Here is a 19890-nt window from a genome sequence, read left to right as displayed (position 1 = left end):
AGATCTGCACCACATTTCCGGCTCTACGCCGGTTCCGCCGGACGTCAGCGGGGGCCGTGCCTGCGCCGCCCCGAGGAGCCGTCCGTGCCCAGCCAGCCGGCCAGCTTGCCGCCCTGCGAGACGGCCTGGAGCCGCCGTTCGGCCGCGTCGCGCACCGGGTCGGTGGCGACCACCAGCAGTTCGTCACCGCGCCGCAGCACCGTCGAGGGCGACGGCACGAAGCTGGAGCCGTCCCGGACGATGAGGGTGACCGCGGCGCCCGCGGGCATCCGTAGCTCGCCGACCTCGACGCCGTGCATACGGGACGAGGGGCCGATGGACGTGGACAGCAGATGGCCGCGCAGCCGCTCCAGGGGAGCGGACTCGATGCCCAGGTCGGCTGCCTCCTCGTCCTCGCCCAGCCGCAGCCGCCTGGCGAGCCACGGCAGCGTCGGCCCCTGGATCAGGGTGTAGACGACGACCAGGACGAAGACGATGTTGAATACGCGGTCGCTGCCGGGGACATCGCCCACCATCGGGATCGTGGCCAGCACAATCGGTACCGCGCCGCGCAGCCCGGCCCACGACAGCAGGGTCTTCTCCCGCCAGGGCACCCGGAACGGCAGCAGCGCCACGAAGACGGACGTCGGCCTGGCCACCAGTGTCAGGATCATGCCGATCAGCAGCGCGGGCACGAAGTCGTCGAGCAGGTTGTGCGGGGTGACCAGCAGGCCGAGCAGTACGAACATGCCGATCTGGCCGATCCAGCCGAGGCCTTCGGCGAAGCCGCGGGTGGCCGGTGAGTGCGGCAGCTTGGCGTTGCCGAGCACCATCGCGGCCAGATAGACGGCGAGGAAGCCCGAGCCGTGCGCCAGCGCACCGGCCGCGTAGGCGGAGACCGCGATGGCCATGACGGCGATCGGGTACAGGCCGGACGCCGGCAGCGCCACATGCCGCAGGCCATACGCGCCGAGCCAGCCGAAGGCCAGTCCGATGGCGGCGCCGATCGCCAGCTCCAGGGTGATCTCACCGAGCAGGGCGTACCAGTGTTCGACCGGTCCCGCGGTGGAGAAGGCGACGACGAGGATGACCACGGGGGCGTCGTTGAAGCCGGATTCGGCTTCCAGTACACCGGTCAGGCGGGCCGGCAGCGGCACGCTGCGCAGCACGGAGAAGACGGCCGCGGCATCCGTGGAGGACACCACGGCGCCGATCAGCAGCGCCTGGCGCCAGTCGAGCCCGGCCAGATAGTGCGCTCCGGCCGCGGTGACCCCCACGCTCACCGCGACGCCGACCGTCGACAGTGCCACCGCCCTGGGCAGCGCCGGTTTGATCTCTTTCCACTTGGTGCCGAGTCCGCCCTCGGCGAGGATCACGACCAGCGCGGTATAGCCGAGGAGTTGGGTCAGCTCGGCGTTGTCGAAGACGACACCGCCCAGGCCGTCCTGCCCTATGGCGATGCCTATCCCCAGGTAGATGAGCAGGCTGGGGAGCCCGCTGCGCGAGGAGAGCCGTACCGCGGCAACCGCGATGAGCAGTACGAGCGAGCAGAGCAGCAGGAGTTCGTTGAGGTGGTCGACAGACAGGAGCTGGTCCTTCCTCGCACGGGTTCCGGAGTGGTCTTTCCTTACCGTATCTAGTTACTGAGACTAACAATTTACCATTGCTTGAAGGTTGAAGGTGCTGGTGGTGACTCCGCGTAGGGGTCGCCGAACCCGTGCGCCTATGGTTGCTCCAGCACTCCCACCCTGCCCCTCGAAGGACAGAGATGCCCGCCAACAAGTCCGGCCCAGTCCCCAGGAAAAAGAAGGGGCGGCGCGGCCGCCTCGTCGCGATCACGGTCGTGCTGCTGCTCGTGGCGGGCATCGGCTTCGGCGCGTTCTGGGGTGTCAGTACCGTCCGCGCCTCGTTCCCGCAGACCACCGGCTCGCTCAAACTCCCGGGCCTGACCAACCCGGTGGACGTCACGCGCGACGCCAACGGCATTCCGCAGATCTACGCCGACAGCGACGAAGACCTCTTCCGCGCCCAGGGATACGTCCAGGCCCAGGACCGCTTCTGGGAGATGGACGTCCGGCGCCACATGACCGCCGGCCGGCTCTCGGAGATGTTCGGCAAGGGCCAGGTCAAGACCGACTCGTTCCTGCGCACCCTCGGCTGGCGCCACGTGGCGCAGAAGGAGTACGACACCAAGCTGTCGCCCAGCACCAAGAAGTACCTCCAGTCCTACTCGGCGGGCGTCAACGCCTACCTCAAGGACCACGAGGGCTCGGCGGCGTCCCTGGAGTACGCGGCGCTGGACCTCGAGAACGACTACAAGCCCGAGAAGTGGACGCCGGTCGACTCGGTGGCCTGGCTCAAGGCGATGGCCTGGGACCTCCGCGGCAACATGCAGGAGGAGATCGACCGTTCCCTGATGACCAGCCGCTTCACCCCGGAGCGGATCGCCGAGCTCTACCCGGCATATCCGTACAAGCGGAACAAGCCGATCGTCGAGGGCGGCGCGGTCGACCCCGCCACCAAGAAGTTCTCGCCCAAGGGTTCGGCGAACAGCACCCCCGCCGGCGCCACCACGGGCGTCCAGTCGCAGCTGTCCTCGCTGTCCAAGACCCTCGACAAGGTCCCGGCGCTGCTCGGCCCCAACGGCAACGGCATCGGCTCGAACTCCTGGGTCGTCTCCGGTGCGCACACCACCACCGGCAAGCCGCTGCTCGCCAACGACCCGCACCTGGCACCGCAGATGCCCTCGCTCTGGTACCAGATGGGCCTGCACTGCCGTACCACCGGCCCCAAGTGCAACTACGACGTCTCCGGCTTCACCTTCTCCGGTATGCCCGGCGTCGTCATCGGCCACAACCAGGACATCTCCTGGGGCATGACCAACCTGGGTGCCGACGTCACCGACCTCTACCTGGAGAAGGTCAATGCCGACGGCTACCTCTACGACAACAAGCAGCAGCCCTTCATAACCCGCAAGGAGACCATCAAGGTCGCCGACGGCGAGAGCCACGAGATCACCGTCCGGTCCACCAAGAACGGGCCGATCGTCTCCGACCGCGACGGCGAACTGGCCAATGTCGGCAAGGACGCCCCGGTCGGCAACGCCGCACCGGACCGCGGCGACGGCTACGCCGTTTCGCTGCGCTGGACCGCGCTGAACCCCGGCAAGTCCATGGACGGCGTCTTCGAACTCAACCGCGCCAAGGACTGGAACGGCTTCCGCAAGGCCGCCGGGCACTTCGAGGTCCCCTCCCAGAACCTGGTCTACGCCGACACCAAGGGCAACATCGGCTACCAGGCCCCGGGCCAGATCCCGGTCCGCGGCAAGGGCGACGGCCACTTCGACGGCACCTACCCGGCGCCCGGCTGGGACCCGAAGTACCAGTGGACCGGCTACCTCCCGCAGAAGTCCCTGCCGTACGAGTACAACCCCCAGCGCGGCTACATCGTCACCGCCAACCAGGCCGTCACCGACGAGAAGTACCCCTACCTCCTCACCAAGGACTGGGGCTACGGCTCCCGCAGCCAGCGGATCAACGACCTGATCGAGTCGAAGATCAAGGACGGCGGCAAGGTCTCCACCGACGACATGCAGGCCTTCCAGAAGGACAACAGCAGCGAGATCGCCCGGCTGCTGACGCCCTACCTGACGAAGGTCGACATCAAGGACAAGTACGTCCGCGACGCCCAGCAGCTGCTGGAGGGCTGGGACTTCAGCCAGGAGCCCGACTCCGCCGCGGCCGCCTACTTCAACGCCGTCTGGCGCAACACCCTCAAGCTCGCCTTCGGCAACAAGATGCCCAAGGAGCTGCGCCCCGACGGGCAGTGCCTGACCGTCCGCCCGGCGGACGAGACCGGCCCCGCCGACGAGAGCGACAAGTACATCCGCGAATGCGGCGAGCGGGACGGTGACTCCGCCCAGCCCGACGGCGGCGACCGCTGGTACGAGGTCGTCCGCGGCATCCTGGACCACCCGGACAACGCCTGGTGGAAGACCGAGGACCGGCCCAACCGCCCCGGTGACAAGAACCGCGACCAGCTCCTGGCACACGCCATGAAGGACGCGCGCTTCGAGCTGACCTCCAAGCTGGGCAAGAACATCGACAACTGGAGCTGGGGCCGGCTGCACCAGATGTTCCTGAAGAACCAGACCCTGGGCACCGACGGCCCCGGCTTCCTCCAGGGCCTGTTCAACCGCGGCCCCTGGAACGTCGGCGGCGGCGAGGCCGCGGTCGACGCCACCGGCTGGAACGCCGCCGGCGGCTACAAGGTCACCTGGGTCCCGTCGATGCGGATGGTGGTCAACCTCGCCGACCTCGACAAGTCCCGCTGGATCAACCTCACCGGCGCCTCCGGGCACGCCTACGACGCGCACTACTACGACCAGACGGACAAGTGGGCCAAGGGCGAGCTGCTGCCCTGGGCGTACAGCCAGGACGCCGTCAAGAAGGCGGGCAAGGACACGCTGACCCTGTCGCCGTAGGGGCGGGCGGCGCTCCTGCCGTCACGTGCTGATCGCTGCGCCGTCGGGCGGGCCGGAGATTTCCGGCCCGCCCGACGCGTTTTGGACCCCGCTCCGGCCGCGGCTCCCGGCCCGCCCGTATACGGCCCGCTTCAGTCCTCCGTACGGGCCCCCGGCGCCGTGAACCGGTGCACTGCCGAGGGGGTCACCGCGGCATGCACATGCCGGTCGTGTACCTCGGCCGGCACCTCGGCCAGCACCTCCGCGTCGTAGAGCAGCACCACCAGCGACGTCCGCGCGCCGGCCCGTTCCAGCCGCGCCAGCACCCGGTCGTAGGAGCCGCCGCCGCGGCCCAGCCGCAGCCCGCCGTGGTCCACCGCGAGCCCCGGCAGCAGCACCACATCCGCTTGTGTGACGGCCTCCGGGCCCAGCCGGGGCCCGTCCGGCTCCAGCAGCCCGCGGCCGGCCCGTACGAGCCGCTCGGCGCCCTCGTAGAGCGCCCAGTCCAGGTCGTTGTCCGCCAGCAGGACGGGCAGCAGCACCCGCACCCCGGCCGCCCGCAGCCGGTCCAGCAGGGCGCGGGTGGAGGGCTCGCCGCCTATCGAGACATAGGCGGCCACAACCGGCGGGGTGCCGGGCCGCGGGGAGACCGGCGCGGCCAACTCGTCCAGCTCCAGCGTCCGTCGGGCCAGCGCCTCGCCCGTCACGGCGACGACATCCGGCGGCAACGCTCTCCTCACCTCCAGGAGATGTCGCCGCAACCTGCGCTTTCTATCGTGATCAATGCTCACTGTGCGCCCTTGCTCCCGCTCTCATGCTCTATTCACCAGACCCTCATCATCGTTCCGATAGGGCCGGTTATGGTGTCGCGCATGACCCCATCGCACGCACGGATCAGCAAGGCTGTCATTCCCGCAGCCGGCCTCGGCACCAGGTTTCTCCCCGCCACGAAGGCCACGCCCAAGGAGATGCTCCCGGTCGTCGACAAGCCCGCCATCCAGTACGTGGTGGAGGAGGCGGCCGCCGCCGGACTCTCCGACGTTCTGATGGTGACCGGCCGCAACAAGCGCCCGCTCGAGGACCACTTCGACCGTAATTACGAACTCGAAGAGGCCCTGCACCGCAAGGGCGACGAGTCCCGGCTCGCCAAGGTGCAGGAGTCCAGCGACCTGGCGACCATGCACTACGTACGGCAGGGCGACCCCAGGGGTCTGGGCCACGCCGTGCTGTGTGCCGCACCGCACGTGGGCGACCAGCCCTTCGCGGTCCTCCTCGGCGACGACCTGATCGACCCCCGTGACCCGCTGCTGGCGCGCATGGTCGAGATACAGGAGCAGTACGGCGGCTCCGTCATCGCCCTCATGGAGGTCGACCCGGCGCAGATCCACCTCTACGGCTGCGCGGCCGCCGCCCCCACCGGCGACGACGATGTCGTGGTCGTCTCCGACCTGGTCGAGAAGCCCGACCCGGCCGAGGCCCCCAGCAACCTCGCCATCATCGGCCGCTACGTCCTCGACCCGGCCGTCTTCGAGGTGCTGCGCAAGACCGCCCCCGGCCGCGGCGGCGAGATCCAGCTCACCGACGCCCTCCAGGCGCTGGCCGCCGACCCCGCCCTCGGCGGACCGGTGCACGGTGTGGTCTTCAAGGGCCGCCGTTATGACACCGGCGACCGCGGCGACTATCTGCGTGCCATTGTCAGACTGGCATGCGAACGTGAAGACCTGGGCCCGGACTTCCGGACCTGGCTGCGCAGTTACGTCACCGAGGAGATGTAAGACGTTGAACGGCACCACCGGCCAGACCCGCCACCAGGACCGCGTCTGGTCGGTGGCCGAGCATCTCGAAGACGTCCTGTCGAAGATCGCCCCGCTGGACCCGATCGAGTTGCAGATCCTCGAAGCCCAGGGCTGCGTCCTGGTCGAGGACATCACGGCCCCCGTCGCCCTGCCGCCCTTCGACAACAGCTCCATGGACGGCTACGCGGTCCGCTCCGCCGACGTCGAGGGCGCCACGGAGCAGGCACCGGTCGCCCTCACCGTCATCGGCGATGTCGCGGCGGGCAGCGGCGAGCTGCCGGAGGTCGGCCCCGGCCAGGCCGCCCGGATCATGACCGGCGCCCCGCTGCCGCCCGGCGCCGAGGCCGTCGTCCCCGTCGAATGGACCGACGGCGGCACGGGCGAGGGACCGGCCGCCGCGATGCGCGCCCACAGCGCCGCCCCCCAGGACGCCGCCGGTGAGGTCCGCGTCCACCGCCCGGCTGCCGCCGGCGCCCACATCCGCGCCCGCGGCAGCGACGTCACCGAAGGCGAGCCGGCCCTGTCGGCGGGCACGGTGCTCGGCCCCTCCCAGATCGGTCTGCTCGCCGCCATCGGCCGCGGCACGGTCAAGGTGCGCCCCCGCCCCCGCGTCGTGGTGATGTCGACCGGCAGCGAACTCGTCCAGCCCGGCGAGGCGTTGGGCCCCGGCCAGATCCACGACTCCAACAGCTTCCAGCTCACCGCCGCCGCCCGCGCCGCCGGCGCCATCCCCTATCGCGTAGGTGCCGTCGCCGACGACGCCGAGACCCTCCGCTCCACCCTGGAGGACCAGCTCATCCGGGCCGACATCCTTGTCACCAGCGGCGGGGTCAGCGTCGGCGCGTACGACGTGGTCAAGGAGACCCTGACCGCCCTGTCCGCGGAGGACGGCACGGTCGAGTTCCGCAGGCTCGCCATGCAGCCCGGCAAACCCCAGGGCTTCGGCCTCATCGGCCCCGACCGCATCCCGCTGCTCGCGCTGCCCGGCAACCCCGTCAGCTCGTACGTCTCCTTCGAGCTGTTCGTCCGCCCCGCCATCCGCGCCCTGATGGGCCTGCCCGAGGTGCACCGCGCGGTCACCCCCGCCCGCTGCACCGACGCCCTCGCCTCCTCACCCAAGGGGAAGCGTCAGTTCCTGCGCGGTTCCTACGACGCCGACGCCGGCACGGTCACCCCCGTCGGCGGCGCCGGCTCCCACCTGATCAAGGCCATGGCGCACGCCAACGCGCTGATCATCGTCCCCGAGGAGACCACGGAGGTCGCCGCGGGCGCGGACGTGGACGTCGTCCTGCTCGGGTAGCCCGCTGCCGCCGGGGGTACGGTGTCGTCCCACAGGCGGCAGTTTGGTACCGGGAGAACGATGAGCAGCGGCCAGCAACACCTCACCCACCTCGACGCGGCGGGCGCGGCGCGGATGGTCGACGTCTCCGAGAAGGATGTCACCGCCCGCACGGCCAGCGCCCGCGGCCGCGTCCTGGTCTCTTCGCAGGTCATCGAGCTGCTGCGGGGTGAGGGCATGCCCAAGGGCGACGCCCTGGCCACCGCCCGGATCGCCGGCATCATGGGCGCCAAGCGCACTCCCGAGCTGATCCCGCTCTGCCACCCGCTGGCCGTCTCCGGCGTCAAGGTGGACCTCTCCCTCACCGACGACGCCGTCGAGATCACGGCCACGGTCAAGACCACGGACCGCACCGGCGTCGAGATGGAGGCGCTGACCGCCGTCTCGGTCGCCGCCCTCACGGTCGTCGACATGATCAAGGCCGTCGACAAGGCCGCGGTGATCTCCGACATCCGCGTGGAGGAGAAGACCGGCGGCAAGTCCGGCGACTGGAGCCGGTCATGAGCCACGACCGCGCCCTGGTCGTCACCGCCTCGCACCGCGCCGCGGCCGGCGTCTACGCCGACAAGAGCGGCCCGCTGCTCGCCGAGGGCCTGGCCGCCATGGGCTTCGAGGTCGACGGCCCGCAGGTGGTGCCCGACGGCGACCCGGTGGCGGCCGCCCTCCGCGAAGCCGTCGCCTCCGCCCGGTACGCCGTCATCCTCACCACCGGCGGTACGGGCCTGACGCCCACCGACCGCACCCCCGAGGCCACCCGCGGGGTCCTGGACTACGAGATCCCCGGCATCCCCGAGGCGATCCGCGCCGCCGGCCGTGCGAAGGTCCCCACCGCCGCGCTCTCCCGGGGGCTGGCGGGCGTCGCCGGTACGACCCTGATCGTCAACCTCCCCGGCTCCTCCGGCGGGGTCCGCGACGGCCTCGCCGTCCTGACGGACCTCCTGCCGCACGCCGTCGACCAGATCCGCGGCGGCGACCACCCCAGACCGTCCGGGAGCCCGAGCTGAACGCGCCCTGGCCGGTGGTCCTCACGGACGGAGCGGTGACCCTCCGTCCGATAAAGCTGCGCGACCAACGGGCCTGGCGCGACGTCAACCGCCGTAACCGCGACTGGCTGCGCCCCTGGGAAGCGACCATCCCGCCGCCCCCGCCCGGCCTCGCACCGCCGCACCGCCCCACGTACCGTCAGATGGTCCGCCATCTCCGTGCCGAGGCACACGCCGGCCGGATGCTGCCGTTCGTCGTCGAGTACCGGGGCCAGTTGGTGGGCCAGCTGACGGTCGCGGGCATCACCTGGGGCTCCATGTGCTCCGGCCACGTCGGCTACTGGGTCGACCAGGAAGTCGCCGGCCGCGGTGTCATCCCGACGGCCGTGGCGCTCGCCGTCGACCACTGCTTCCGGTCCGTGGGACTGCACCGCATCGAGGTCTGCATTCGCCCGGAGAACGTCCCCAGCCGCCGGGTCGTCGAAAAACTCGGTTTTCGCGAAGAGGGCATCCGCCCGCGCTACCTCCACATCGACGGCGCCTGGCGCGACCACTTGGTTTTCGCCCTGACCGCCGAAGAACTGCCCGAAGGCCTGCTCAACCGCTGGCGCAGGGAGAAGCCCAGTACCCCCGGCGCATCCCACAAATAAAATAAACGTTCGAATGCATTCCCTGATTGACCGGATTGGTGGAGGCGCTGATCTCTACCATCACAAAAAAGTTCGAGATATCAGCCAGATCGTGCGACACACCGGCTCAATTGGCGGATGGCCCCCTGCAAACCCCTCTACCGTGTGAGTCGTGAGAAGCAGCGGCCTCATCTACGCAGTCATCGTCGGGGCCTGGGCCGCCTACTTGGTGCCGATGTGGCTCCGTAGGCAGGACGAGCTCAACGAGGCCCGTCCGACCGAGCGCTTCAGCACCGCCATCCGGCTGCTGTCCGGACGGGCGGCCATGCAGCGGCGTTACGACAAGGCGCACGGGGAGTACCCCGCCGACGATGCGGGCGACGACGTGGACCCGGACGCCACGGCCGACGAGGCCGCCGCCCGGGCCTTCGGCGACCCCGCTCCGGCGGAAGCGCCCGACGCTCCCCACACCCGTGTGCAGGCCGCCCCGCCGCGCCCCTCCGCCGCCGAGCGGACCAAGCGCGCCAAGGTCCTCGCCCGGCGCCGGCGCACCACCACCATCCTGTTCCTCACCTTCACCGCCGGCGCCATCGTCGCCGCGGTCGGCGGCCTCCCCTTCCTCTGGGCCCCCGCCCTCCCCGCCCTCCTCCTGACCGCGTACATCATTTACCTGCGCGCCCAGGAGCGGCGGCGCTTCACCTTCACCATGGACCGGCGCAAGGCGGAGGCGGCAGCGCAGCGGCTGCGGGAAGGCAGGTCCCGCCCTCAGCAGGCGGCCGACCAGCCGCCTGCCGACGAGCACCCGGCCGCCGCCCGCGTTGACCCCCCGGCCGACGCCGCCCCGGAACCGCCCCGTCCCGCCACCCCCGCCCACACCGCGGGACGCCGGGCCCTGGTCGAGGAAACCGACCACGCCGAGTGGGTCGACCAGCAGCGCGAACGCGAACGCCCGCGGCCCGCCGCCGGCAGCTGGGAGCCGGTCCCGGTCCCCCTGCCCACATACGTCACTGCCCCGGTCGCCCCCCGCGCCACCAGCCACGTCGACCTGGACGCCGAGGACGCCTGGAGCTCCGCCCGCTCCAGCGCCGCCCCCGACCACCCCCAGCCCGACCCCCAACAGGACCGCCCCACCCACCCCGGCCGCCGCACCCGCGGCCGCACCCCGCTCTTCGACCAGTACGAGAACGAGGACCGGCCGCGCGCGGCGAACGAGTGACGGCCCTCCGCTGACCAGCACCGGAAGCGATTTCCGAGCACCGCGACCGAGATGCTAGAGTTTCACTCGTCGCAAGGGCCTGTGGCGCAGCTGGTAGCGCACCTCGTTCGCAACGAGGGGGTCAGGGGTTCGAATCCCCTCAGGTCCACAGACAAAAACCGTTCCCGAGTCAGCTTGGGAGTGGTGGACGGGATCCCGCCGATCGAGATGATCGGGCGGGATCTTTGTCGTTTCCGGGGGCGTTCGCGTCTGTCCGGGGTGGTGGAGGGGGCGGGCCGCGGTGACGGGCGTGCTGATCGGCCGTCATCCGGTTGCGTGAGCAGGATGGCCGGCCTCCGTGGGTGGCCGGGGCCGGCCAATTCGCTACCTGGGGGTGCTGGTTGCCGCGTGGCGCTGTCGGGCGGCGCCGGGCGGATTCGGGGGCAGGTATGCCGTCGCTGTCGGGAGGCGGCGCCTGCCGGTTATGCGTCGCGCAGGAAGGCCAGGACGGAATCGGTCTGACCGAGGATTGCGTGGCCGGTCTCGGGCAGGAGGTTCACGGTTGCGTGGGGGACGCACTGCCGTACGCGCCGGGCGGTGCCCCCGGAGTCGAACAGCGCGTCGCGGGCGCCGGCTATCACCAGTACGGGCATGGTCAGGCGGCGCAGTGCGCTGTCGGGGAATACGGGCAGCCGTTCCGTGCGCGGCTTGAAGTGCGAGAAGGTCAGCATCACGTGGTCGAGGACGGGCCCGGTCTGGGGTGTGTCCAGGCCGGTCACGGCTCGCGTCGAGCGAAGTGCCCCCCGGCGTCCGAAGGGGCGCAGGAGCAGGGCCTTGAACAGCCAGCCCACCTTCTGCCTTCCGACGCCGCCGGGGCACAGCAGGGCCAGGCGGGTCACCCGCTCCGGCCGGCGGGTGGCGTAGTCCAGCGCCAGCCAGCCGCCGAGGGAGGTCCCGACGACCGAGGCGCCGGTGATCCCGAGGCCGTCCAGTACCTCGTCCAGCCACCGCGCATGGGCGTCGGAGGCCAAGGGCGGGCGGGACGGCGCGCTCAGGCCGGGCTCGCCGATGACGTCGAGGGCGTAGGTGCGGAAATGCCGTGCCCAGGAGGCGATGTCGTCCTGCCACATCGTCGCGTTCGCCCCCGAGCCGTGCAGCAGCAGCACGGGCGGTGCGTCTTCGGGGCCGGAGACGACGGCGAAGGTCTCGCCCTCGCGGGTCGGGATCCGGACATGCTCGGCGGGGACCGGCCAGCTGCGCAGCATCTCCCGGTAACGCCGCTGGATCTCGCGCGCGCCGGCCTCGGACTTGTAGATCGTGCTCACGATGAGAGCACCCCCTCGATGTAGTCGAACAGCCGGGCGGTGACGCCCAGGCCGCCCAGGACAATGATCTTCATCCGGGCCCGTTCCGCGTCGTAGGCCGTCTCGACCCGCAGTGGCTCGTCCTCCGGGCGACGGTTGGCTGCCGCGCCCATCAGGAGGGTGGTCACACGGTCGGCCGTCTCGGCGCTGATCGCGTCGATCTCCACGATGCTCGACACCTCGGTGTGCCGCTGTTGCCCTGCCGTCTCGCTCGGGGGCGCGGGCACCGGACGCCCGGTGAACGCTTCCAGGTCCTCGTGCGCGATCCGGTACTGCTTGCCGATGCGGACCGCGGGGAGCCGCCCGTCCCGCACGTAGCTGCGGATGGTGCGGACGTGCAGCCCCAGGCGCTCGGCGACTTGTTCCACGGAGTAGAAGCGTTCGTTCACGAGACTACTCTAACCTTCCCTATGGGGGGATTGGATAGGGAAGGTTGAGGAAGGTTAGGGAGGGTTAGCGGGTGAAGGTGCGTGAGGTGAGGCGGACGCCGTGTTTGGCCAGGTAGGCGAGGGGGTTGATGTCCGTGCCGTAGCGGCGGCTCTTGCGCACCTCGAAGTGGAGGTGGGGGCCGGTGGCGCGGCCGGTCGCGCCGCTGTAGCCGAGGCGGGTGCGGGCGTGGACCTTCTGGCCGGGGCGGACGGTGATGCGGGAGAGGTGGCCGAAGAGGGTGTAGCGGCCGTCCTTCATCCGGATCGTCACGGCTTTCCCGTAGGCGCCTGATCTCCTGGCGAGGACGACGGTGCCCGATCCCACGGATCTGACCCGGGTGCCGGGGCGGACGGCGAGGTCGATGCCGGTGTGGTGGCCGGCGTGCCAGGTGCCGCGGATGCCGTAGGGGGCGCTGATGCGGTGGTGGGTGGTCGTGGGGTGGGTCCAGGTGCCGGCGGGGGCGGCGGGGGCGGCGTGGGCCACCTGGGAGGCCGTCAGTGTGAGGACGGAGCCCACGGCCGCCGTGGCTATGGCGTGGAGCAGCATTCTGCGAAGCGGGGGGCGTTTGCGGAATGTGGTCATAGTGGTGAGCCCACGCCTTGTGACGGGTGGTCGCATCCCGGGGCGGGGCCACGGGCCGCCGAACGGGTGGAGGTTGGCGCGGAGGAGGGGCCTGGCCGCTCCGGGCGTCCGGATGGGTGAGGGGGTCAGACCCCCAGCCGCGCGACCGCCTTGATGACCTCGTCGGCGCCGTCCTCGGCGGCGAGACGGCGGGCGGCCTCGGTGGCGTGGTCACGGCGGGCGGGGGAGGTGACGGCCTGGGTGACGGCGTCGGCCAGGCGGGCGACGGCGTTGTCGGCGGACAGGTCGGCGAAGGGGACCGGGGCGGTGGCCGCGCCCAGGGAGGCCAGGCGGGCGGCCCAGAAGGGCTGGTCGGCGGTGACCGGGACCGGGACGGTGGGGACGCCCGCGCGCAGACCCGCGGCGGTGGTGCCGGCGCCGCAGTGGTGCACCACTGCGGACATCCGGGGGAAGAGGAGGGCGTGCGGGACGTCGCCGATGGTGAGGAGGTCGGCGTGCTCGGGTGTGTGCCGGGTGGTCAGGCCCGCCCAGCCGGACTGGAGGATGCCGCGGACCTCGGCGCGGCGCAGGGCGGCTGCCGCGAGGGTGCTCAGGCGCTCGCCGTCGCCGCCCGCCATGCTGCCGAAGCCGAGGAAGACCGGGGGTGGGCCCGCGGAGAGGAAGTCCTCGACGGTGTGCGGGAGTTGGGTGTCCGGGGCGTGCCAGGGCCACCAGTTTCCGACGACGTCCAGGCCGGTACGCCAGTCCGCGGGGCGGGGCACCAGGACCTCGCTGAAGCCGTGCAGGACCGGCCGGCCGGCGGCTTCGGTGCGGCGGCGGACCGTACGGGGAGTGGCGGGCGGCAGACCGAGGCGGGACCGGAGGTCGCGGGTCGCGTCCGCGTAGAGGCGGTCGATGATGCGGAGCGAGAGGCGGCCGGCGGCGCGGTTGCCCCAACGGCCCAGCGAGCGGCCGCCGCTGACGACCGGGGCGAAGTCGCCGGTGGGGGCGCCGGGTACGAGGGGCAGGTCCAGGGACGGGATGTCCAGCGCCTCGGCGAGGTGATGGCCGAGTGGTGCGGTGGTGGCGGAGAGCAGGAGGAGGCCGGTGTCCTCGTGGGCCGCGTCGGCGATCCCGCCGCCCAGTTCCTTGACGAAGGCGGCGGCCTGGCGCATGAGGGCGCGTTTGCTGCCGGGGGCGGCGGGCCGTGCCTGGCCGGGGCGGCGGGTGCGGGGGTCGGCCGGCAGCCGGCGGAACTCCAGGCCGGCGGCCTGGACGAGGGGGGCGTAGGTGTCGTGCGTGGCGAGCGCGACCTCGTGGCCGGCGTCGCGGAGCCGGGCGCCCAGGCCGGTGTAGGGGGCGACATCGCCGTACGAACCGGCGGCGGTGATCAGGATCTTCGTCATGGGGCGGTCCGCTTTCGCTTCGCTTCGGGGCAGGGGAGGGCGGCCAGGGAGGGGAGGGGAGGGGGACGCGCGTTCGGCGGTGGGCATGGGGGCGCCCGTGCCGTGTTCAGGACTCGTGCAGGCTCGTTCAGCCGTGCGCAGGCTCGGTGGTTCAGGCGTCGTCCGCCGGAGACCGGCGTACGGCGTTGGCGTGTACGGCGGTGCGCAGGTACGGGGCGAGGCCGGGCCGTTGTTCGGTGGGCGGGACGGCCAGGGCGAAGGCGCGGGGATCGGTGACGAAGCCGTCGGCGATCCGGCCGTGCACGTCGGTGGGGCACGGGGTGAACCAGCGGGCGATGTGCTGCCGGTGTTCCTCGGCGAGGTCCATGGCGCGCTCGCCGTCCGCCGGTTCCCCGGCGTCGAAGACGGCGGTCAGCCGCAGGCGCCAGTCGGCGGCCTCGGCCATGATCTTCGCCCAGTCCTCCTTGGAGTGCTCGGCGGCCCGTGCCATCGACCGCTGGTAGCTCTCGCGGTGCTGCCACTTCAGATGGGCCTGGGTGGCGTAGGTGAGGTCGAAGGTCACCTCGCCGAAGACCTCGAACCGCTCCTCGGGTGACAGTTCCACGCCGGTCTGCTGGACCTCCATGGCCTGCTCGGCGACCTCGACCAGCCGCTGGAGCTTGCTGATCTGGTCGTTGAGGAGGCGGTGCCGGGCGCGGAGGTGATCGAGGGCGTTGGCCTGGGGGTCCTCCAGGATCGTGGCGATCTCGTCGAGGGGGAAGCCGAGCTCCCGGTAGAAGAGGATCTGCTGGAGCCGGGAGAGGTCGGCATCGTTGTACAAGCGGTAGCCGGCGGGGCTGCGGTCGCCGGGGGAGAGCAGGCCGGCCTTGTCGTAGTGGTGCAAGGTCCGCACCGTGATCCCCGCGAAGCCGGAGACCTGCCCGACCGAGTAGCTCATCGCAGCGCCTTTCGTCCCGTCCTGTCCGGCCGTCGTGTCCGGTCGGCCCGTCCCTCCGGCGGTGGTGTCACCGGTGGCGGGGCGGGGCCGTTCGTCAGGCTGGGGCCTGACGTGGCGTGAGGGTCAAGCGCGGCCGGTACGGGCGGCGGGCCGTGGCGGGGCGAGCAGGCGGAAGCGCGCCCCGCCCCGCTCAACCGTCCGGATACCGGTCCTGGAGTACCGAGTTCACCAGCGCCTGGACGTCCTCCCGGTCGAGCCCCTCCGTGCGGGCCCGGTCCATCCAGGAACGCAGCTCCTCACGCAGCAGGGCGTCCGCCGCGGACTCGGGGCGGGCGAGCGTACGGCTGACGAAGGTGCCGAGACCGGGGCGGGGTTCGACCAGGCCCTCGCGCTCCAGTTCGCGGTACGCCTTGAGGGTCGTGTTGGGGTTGACCTTGGTCGTGGCGGCGACCTGCGCGGCGGTCGGCAGGCGGTCGCCCTCCACCAGGATGCCCAACCGCAGTGCCTGCTGGACCTGTTGGACGATCTGGAGGTAGGTGGCGACGCCGCTCCGCCGGTCGATTCGGAACTCGACGACGCTCACCACCTCTCTGCTTCTTCCGCCTGTCGCGCCCGGTGCGCCGCCGGGGCCGCGCGGCCCGACCGCTTGATGATCGGGCCGGCCGTGCCGGGTGTCAAAGCGCCGCCCGGGGGGTGCCACGTACGGGCGGAACCCGCGGTCCGGCACCCGCACCGTCCGTCGTGCGCCACGCCGTTCAGAGGGGCCGCCGGTGCGCCCGCCACACGACGAACGTGAGCACCACGGCGGCCAGCGCCAGCAGAATTCCCGCGCCCAGCCACTGCATCCCCGCCATCTGCCCGTAGTCGAAGTACTGGGTCACCCGGTTGACGATGCCCAGCTTGGCCCGGCAGGACTCGGCGTCGCCGTGGACGCAGGTGCCGTAGCCGTAGAGCTTGCCGTCCGCGGTGGACACCCAGTCGTCGATCCGTACGGCGTCGGGCGGCAGGTCGGGGCCGTCGCCGTCGTAGGGGTAGCTGACGCTGCGCAGGGTGCCCAGGCGGCCGATCAGCAGCTCGGACCAGATCAGGGACGTGACCAGGGCGAAGACGGCGGTGGCCGCCATGGCCCGCACCACCCGCTTGACCAGCATGCCGAGGGCGATACCGCAGACGGTCAGGAACAGGGTCCGGGCGACGGGAACGGGACCGGTGCTCTCGAAGGCCCCGCCAGTCAGCCAGTCGCCGCCCATGGCCAGGTTGTGTGCCGGCGTCCACAGCCAGGTGAAGGCGGCCGACAGCAGGGCGGTGCACAGCACCGCGACGGTCAGCGGCAGGGCGAGGGTGGCGGCCACCCAGCGGCCGCAACTCACCGACTGGGTGCTGACCAGCTTGATGGTGCCGTGTTCCTGCTCGCCGGCGATGAGCGGAGCGCCCAGGAAGACGCCGATGAGGACGGGCAGGAACTCCAGCAGCTGGCTGCCGGTGGCGAACAGCCGGCCGTAGGTGTTCTGGAAGTCGTTGGCCAGCCGCCCCTCGGTGTCGGGGGTGGCCCCCCGGGCGTGCAGGAAGTCGATCAGGCCGCTGTGCTGGTAGGCGAAGGTCGCGCAGCCCACGACGGTGACCAGCAGGGCGAGGCGCAGGAACGTGCGGTGCCGGCGCCAGACCAGCCAGGGCAGGCCGTGCAGCAGTTCACGGCGGGCGGCGGGGCCGCTGCCGGGGGCATCGCCGGGCTCCACCGCGTTCGCCGCTTCGGCTCCCGTGGTGCTCGTCCTGGTCACGCGGCCGCCTCCCGCGGTCCGCCGACGCGGGCATCGTCCGCGATCAGAGTGGGTGCTTCGGGCGACCGCAGATAGGCCAGCAGGACCTCCTCCAGGCTCGGCACCAGCACCTCCCAGCTGTCGGAGACCGGGCCGCGGGGCCGGACCAGGGCGTTGAACTGCCGCCCGGTGACCCGGGCTTCGACCACGGTGTGCCGCTGTCGCAGCTCCTCGGGCACCCCGTCGTCGCCCTCGGCCACGCCCGTCACCAGCAGGTGCGCGGGCACCAGCTCCTCGGTCTGGCCCGCCATCCGCAGCCGGCCCTCGGTGAGGACGAGGAGGTAGTCACACATGACCTCCATCTCGGCGAGCATGTGGGAGGACATCAGGACCGTCGTGCCGTGCTCGGCGGCCTCGGCCATCAGCAGCCCCGACAGCTCGTGCCGGGCGAGCGGGTCGAGGTCGGACATCGGCTCGTCGAGCAGCAGCAGCTCGGGCCGCTTGCCGAAGGCGAGGGCGAAGGCGACGCGGGTGCGCTGGCCGCCGGAGAGGGTGCCGATGCGGGCGGTGAGCGGCACCTTTCCGGACCGTACGATCCGCTCGGCGAGCGCCTGGTCCCAGCGCGGGTTCAGCTCCTTGCCGAGCCGCAGGGACTCGGCCACGGTGAAGCGCGGATAGAGGGGCTTGTCCTGCGCGAGGAAGGCGACCCGCTCCAGAACGGCCGGGTCGGAGACCGGGACGCCGAACAGCTTCAGCGTCCCGGTGGTCGGCTGCACCAGCCGGGTCGCGGTGCCCAGGAACGTGCTCTTGCCCGCCCCGTTGGGTCCGACGAGTGCGCAGATGTGGCCGGCGGGGAGCCGGAAGGAGCAGTCCCGCAGGGCCCAGCCGCGGCGGTACTTCTTCCCCAGTCCTTCGGCCTCGATGGCCCATGGGCTCGGGTCGCTCACCCGGATCCCCCCTTTAGCTAGTTGATTAGTGGAATGAGTATGCGGAGCGTCCCTCGGGCGTGTCAACAAAACGGGCCCCGGCCGACGGGGCCCAGGGGCCGCCCGCCGGCGGGGCCGAGGGCGCCGCCGTCCGCTCAGGCGTCCGCCACCAGCGACTTCGCCATGCACCGGCTTTCGTCGTACGTCCGGTACAGCCCGAATTTCTCGACCAGCGCATAGCCGCTGGAGGCGTACAGTTCCAGCGCTTCGGGCTGCTCGGTGCCGGTCTCCAGCACCATGCGGGAGCGCCCCGCGGCCCGTGCGTCCGCTTCCAGGGCGGCCAGGATCTGCCGGGCCAGCCCCCGCCCGCGCGCCTCCGGGACCACGAACATCCGCTTGATCTCGGCGTCGCCGAGCGCGTACCCCTCCGCGGTGTCCTCCTGGCGCCGCCATCCGCCGGTGGCCAGCGGGCGGGCGCCCTCGTAGGCGATCAGATACGTACCGTGCGGAGGGGTGAACATCTCCGGGTCCAGCGGCGTCACGTCGCCGTCGCCGTAGCGCCGGACGTACTCCTGCTGGACCAGCGCATCGAGCGTGACCGCGTCGGGGTGGTCGTAGCGGACGGGACGTATCTCCATTCCAGAAATCGTACGGGTGAGCGGGTGCCCGGCGCGACGAGGTCCCGGGGGTGGGTATCGTGCCGGGATGCTCACCGTGACCTCTGTGAATGTGAATGGACTGCGCGCCGCGGCCAAGAAGGGCTTCGTCCCGTGGCTGGCGGGGACCGCGGCCGATGTGCTGTGCCTCCAGGAGGTACGGGCCGAGACGGCCCAGCTTCCGGAGGAGGTGCGGGAGCCCGCCGGATGGCACGCCGTCCATGCCCCGGCGGCGGCCAAGGGGCGGGCCGGGGTCTCGCTCTACACCCGGCGGGAGCCGGAGCGGGTGCAGGTGGGCTTCGGGTCGGCGGAGTTCGACGGCAGCGGGCGGTATGTGGAGGCGGACCTGCCCGGGGTGACCGTGGCCAGCCTCTATCTGCCCTCCGGTGAGGTCGGTACGGAGCGGCAGGACGAGAAGGAACGCTTCATGGCGGAGTTCCTGCCCTACCTCGTCGAGCTGCGGAAGCGGTCCGCCGCGGACGGCCGCGAGGTGGTGGTGTGCGGTGACTGGAACATCGCCCACCAGGAGGCCGACCTGAAGAACTGGAAGGCCAACCAGAAGAAGTCCGGCTTCCTCCCGGAGGAGCGTGGCTGGCTGAGCGACGTCCTCGACGAGACCCGGGGCGGTTACGTGGACGTGGTCCGCGGCCTGCACCCGGACACCGAGGGCCCGTACTCGTGGTGGTCCTACCGGGGCCGCGCCTTCGACAATGACGCGGGATGGCGCATCGACTACGCCATGGCCACGCCCGGTCTGGCGCAGCGGGCGGTGAAGGCGTTCGTGGAGCGGGCGGCCAGCTATGACCAGCGGTGGAGCGATCACGCGCCGGTAACCGCGGTGTTCGAACTGTAGGACTCCGGGCGAAGGGTAAGGCTGCGGACGACCCGCACGGGCACCGCTGGTGAAGGACCGGTGAGGAAGGGAATTCCTGCGGGTCTCGCACGGTGGGCATCCGGTGGCACATGCCCACCGGATGCCTTAGCGTGCATTGGCGTGTACATGACGCGGCTGTGGTTCGCCGCCATTCAGGGGGTCTGTTTCTTCATGCGTTCGGCAACCGTACTTCTGCTGCTTGCTGCCCTGCTCGGGGCCGCACCGGCCACGGCCGCGTATGCGGAGCCGTCGAACGGCTCGGTCTCGTACGTCGCGAACGGGCGGGGCGGGAGCGGCAGCCACAGTGCCCCCGGCGGCCGTCACGCCGATCTCGGCAGCGCCGGCGTCAGCAAGGTGGAACTCGCCTACAGGAGCCGCAGCGTAGGGACGCACAGTCGCTCCAGCCTGAAGGAGCCGTGGGAGGTCATCCTTGTCCTCGTCGTCTACGTTGGCTTCTTCGGCTACGTGGGCTACCGCGTCGTCAAGAAGGTGCGAGGGTTCTTCCGGCGGAACGCCTGAAGCCCGGCGCCCGGGAAGTGGCCGGCCATGACCGGCGGTGGCCCGGCCGCGCGCCGGTGACGGTGGTCTTCGACCGCT

General features: G+C 71.5%; 20 protein-coding genes and 1 tRNA gene. 10 read left to right on the top strand and 11 right to left on the bottom strand.

Annotated features, from left to right (window positions below; translation table 11 throughout):
• Positions 1-44: 44 nt before the first annotated feature.
• Complete coding sequence (locus K7C20_RS15615) at positions 45-1565, bottom strand: potassium/proton antiporter (protein ID WP_078952825.1); 1521 nt, start codon at positions 1563-1565, stop codon at positions 45-47.
• Positions 1566-1747: 182 nt separating this feature from the next.
• Here K7C20_RS15615 and K7C20_RS15610 point away from each other — a divergent pair, with 182 nt between their 5' ends.
• A complete protein-coding gene (locus tag K7C20_RS15610) occupies positions 1748-4462 on the top strand; it encodes a penicillin acylase family protein (protein ID WP_053208499.1) in 2715 nt (904 codons plus the stop codon).
• A 131-nt stretch (positions 4463-4593) separates the two neighbouring features.
• Here the strand turns inward: K7C20_RS15610 and K7C20_RS15605 are convergent, their stop codons facing one another.
• Complete coding sequence (locus K7C20_RS15605; RefSeq protein WP_107083320.1) at positions 4594-5202, bottom strand: 5-formyltetrahydrofolate cyclo-ligase; 609 nt, start codon at positions 5200-5202, stop codon at positions 4594-4596.
• Between the two features lie 111 nt (positions 5203-5313).
• Between K7C20_RS15605 and galU the strand changes: the two genes are divergently transcribed.
• The 7 genes from galU (at position 5314) to K7C20_RS15570 (ending at position 10552) form a co-directional block, all read left to right on the top strand.
• Positions 5314-6216, top strand: coding sequence for a UTP--glucose-1-phosphate uridylyltransferase GalU (galU, locus tag K7C20_RS15600; protein WP_030082674.1), 903 nt, complete (start codon positions 5314-5316; stop codon positions 6214-6216).
• Positions 6217-6220: 4 nt separating this feature from the next.
• Complete coding sequence (gene glp, locus K7C20_RS15595; RefSeq protein WP_030082672.1) at positions 6221-7537, top strand: molybdotransferase-like divisome protein Glp; 1317 nt, start codon at positions 6221-6223, stop codon at positions 7535-7537.
• Positions 7538-7597: 60 nt separating this feature from the next.
• The gene (gene moaC, locus K7C20_RS15590) at positions 7598-8080 is read left to right on the top strand and encodes a cyclic pyranopterin monophosphate synthase MoaC (protein ID WP_030082670.1); all 483 of its coding nucleotides are present in this window, start codon (positions 7598-7600) and stop codon (positions 8078-8080) included.
• Complete coding sequence (locus K7C20_RS15585) at positions 8077-8580, top strand: MogA/MoaB family molybdenum cofactor biosynthesis protein (protein ID WP_030082668.1); 504 nt, start codon at positions 8077-8079, stop codon at positions 8578-8580. The genes moaC and K7C20_RS15585 overlap by 4 nt, the downstream gene beginning before the upstream one ends.
• Positions 8577-9209, top strand: a complete 633-nt coding sequence (locus K7C20_RS15580) for a GNAT family N-acetyltransferase (RefSeq protein ID WP_209443844.1) — start codon at positions 8577-8579, stop codon at positions 9207-9209. Before K7C20_RS15585 ends, K7C20_RS15580 begins: the two co-directional genes overlap by 4 nt.
• Positions 9210-9360: 151 nt before the next feature.
• Positions 9361-10404: a divisome protein SepX/GlpR gene (gene sepX, locus K7C20_RS15575; protein WP_222892612.1), complete on the top strand. Its 1044-nt coding sequence runs from the start codon at positions 9361-9363 to the stop codon at positions 10402-10404.
• 75 nt (positions 10405-10479) lie between these two features.
• Positions 10480-10552, top strand: a tRNA-Ala gene (locus tag K7C20_RS15570).
• A gap of 313 nt (positions 10553-10865) precedes the next feature.
• Here the strand turns inward: K7C20_RS15570 and K7C20_RS15565 are convergent.
• The 9 genes from K7C20_RS15565 to K7C20_RS15525 all read right to left on the bottom strand — a co-directional run bounded on the left by K7C20_RS15565 (position 10866) and on the right by K7C20_RS15525 (position 18401).
• Positions 10866-11708: an alpha/beta fold hydrolase gene (locus K7C20_RS15565; RefSeq protein WP_030082660.1), complete on the bottom strand. Its 843-nt coding sequence runs from the start codon at positions 11706-11708 to the stop codon at positions 10866-10868.
• On the bottom strand, positions 11705-12136 hold the full coding sequence (locus K7C20_RS15560) for a helix-turn-helix domain-containing protein (protein WP_030082657.1): 432 nt from the start codon (positions 12134-12136) through the stop codon (positions 11705-11707). The genes K7C20_RS15565 and K7C20_RS15560 overlap by 4 nt, the downstream gene beginning before the upstream one ends.
• A 64-nt stretch (positions 12137-12200) precedes the next feature.
• The gene (locus K7C20_RS15555; RefSeq protein WP_246655304.1) at positions 12201-12722 is read right to left on the bottom strand and encodes a M23 family metallopeptidase; all 522 of its coding nucleotides are present in this window, start codon (positions 12720-12722) and stop codon (positions 12201-12203) included.
• 161 nt (positions 12723-12883) lie between these two features.
• A complete protein-coding gene (locus K7C20_RS15550; RefSeq protein ID WP_053209348.1) occupies positions 12884-14143 on the bottom strand; it encodes a glycosyltransferase in 1260 nt (419 codons plus the stop codon).
• Positions 14144-14294: 151 nt separating this feature from the next.
• Entirely contained in the window at positions 14295-15080 is a 786-nt protein-coding gene (locus K7C20_RS15545; protein ID WP_030082651.1) for a MerR family transcriptional regulator, read from the bottom strand.
• Positions 15081-15270: 190 nt separating this feature from the next.
• Entirely contained in the window at positions 15271-15666 is a 396-nt protein-coding gene (locus K7C20_RS15540) for a GntR family transcriptional regulator (RefSeq protein WP_030082649.1), read from the bottom strand.
• 169 nt (positions 15667-15835) lie between these two features.
• On the bottom strand, positions 15836-16858 hold the full coding sequence (locus tag K7C20_RS15535; RefSeq protein WP_030082647.1) for an ABC transporter permease subunit: 1023 nt from the start codon (positions 16856-16858) through the stop codon (positions 15836-15838).
• Positions 16855-17784: an ABC transporter ATP-binding protein gene (locus K7C20_RS15530; protein WP_053209349.1), complete on the bottom strand. Its 930-nt coding sequence runs from the start codon at positions 17782-17784 to the stop codon at positions 16855-16857. Before K7C20_RS15530 ends, K7C20_RS15535 begins: the two co-directional genes overlap by 4 nt.
• A 134-nt stretch (positions 17785-17918) precedes the next feature.
• A complete protein-coding gene (locus K7C20_RS15525; RefSeq protein WP_030082641.1) occupies positions 17919-18401 on the bottom strand; it encodes a GNAT family N-acetyltransferase in 483 nt (160 codons plus the stop codon).
• A 67-nt stretch (positions 18402-18468) separates the two neighbouring features.
• On the opposite strand from K7C20_RS15525, the gene K7C20_RS15520 reads away from it, so the two are divergent.
• Both K7C20_RS15520 and K7C20_RS15515 read left to right on the top strand, forming a co-directional pair.
• On the top strand, positions 18469-19272 hold the full coding sequence (locus K7C20_RS15520) for an exodeoxyribonuclease III (protein ID WP_030082639.1): 804 nt from the start codon (positions 18469-18471) through the stop codon (positions 19270-19272).
• Between the two features lie 192 nt (positions 19273-19464).
• Positions 19465-19812: a hypothetical protein gene (locus K7C20_RS15515; RefSeq protein ID WP_150127249.1), complete on the top strand. Its 348-nt coding sequence runs from the start codon at positions 19465-19467 to the stop codon at positions 19810-19812.
• Positions 19813-19890 lie beyond the last annotated feature (78 nt).

Source organism: Streptomyces decoyicus, from assembly GCF_019880305.1.
Lineage (GTDB): Bacteria > Actinomycetota > Actinomycetes > Streptomycetales > Streptomycetaceae > Streptomyces > Streptomyces decoyicus.
Note: the sequence above shows the minus strand (reverse complement) of the source record. Positions and strands in the feature narration are given on the sequence as shown.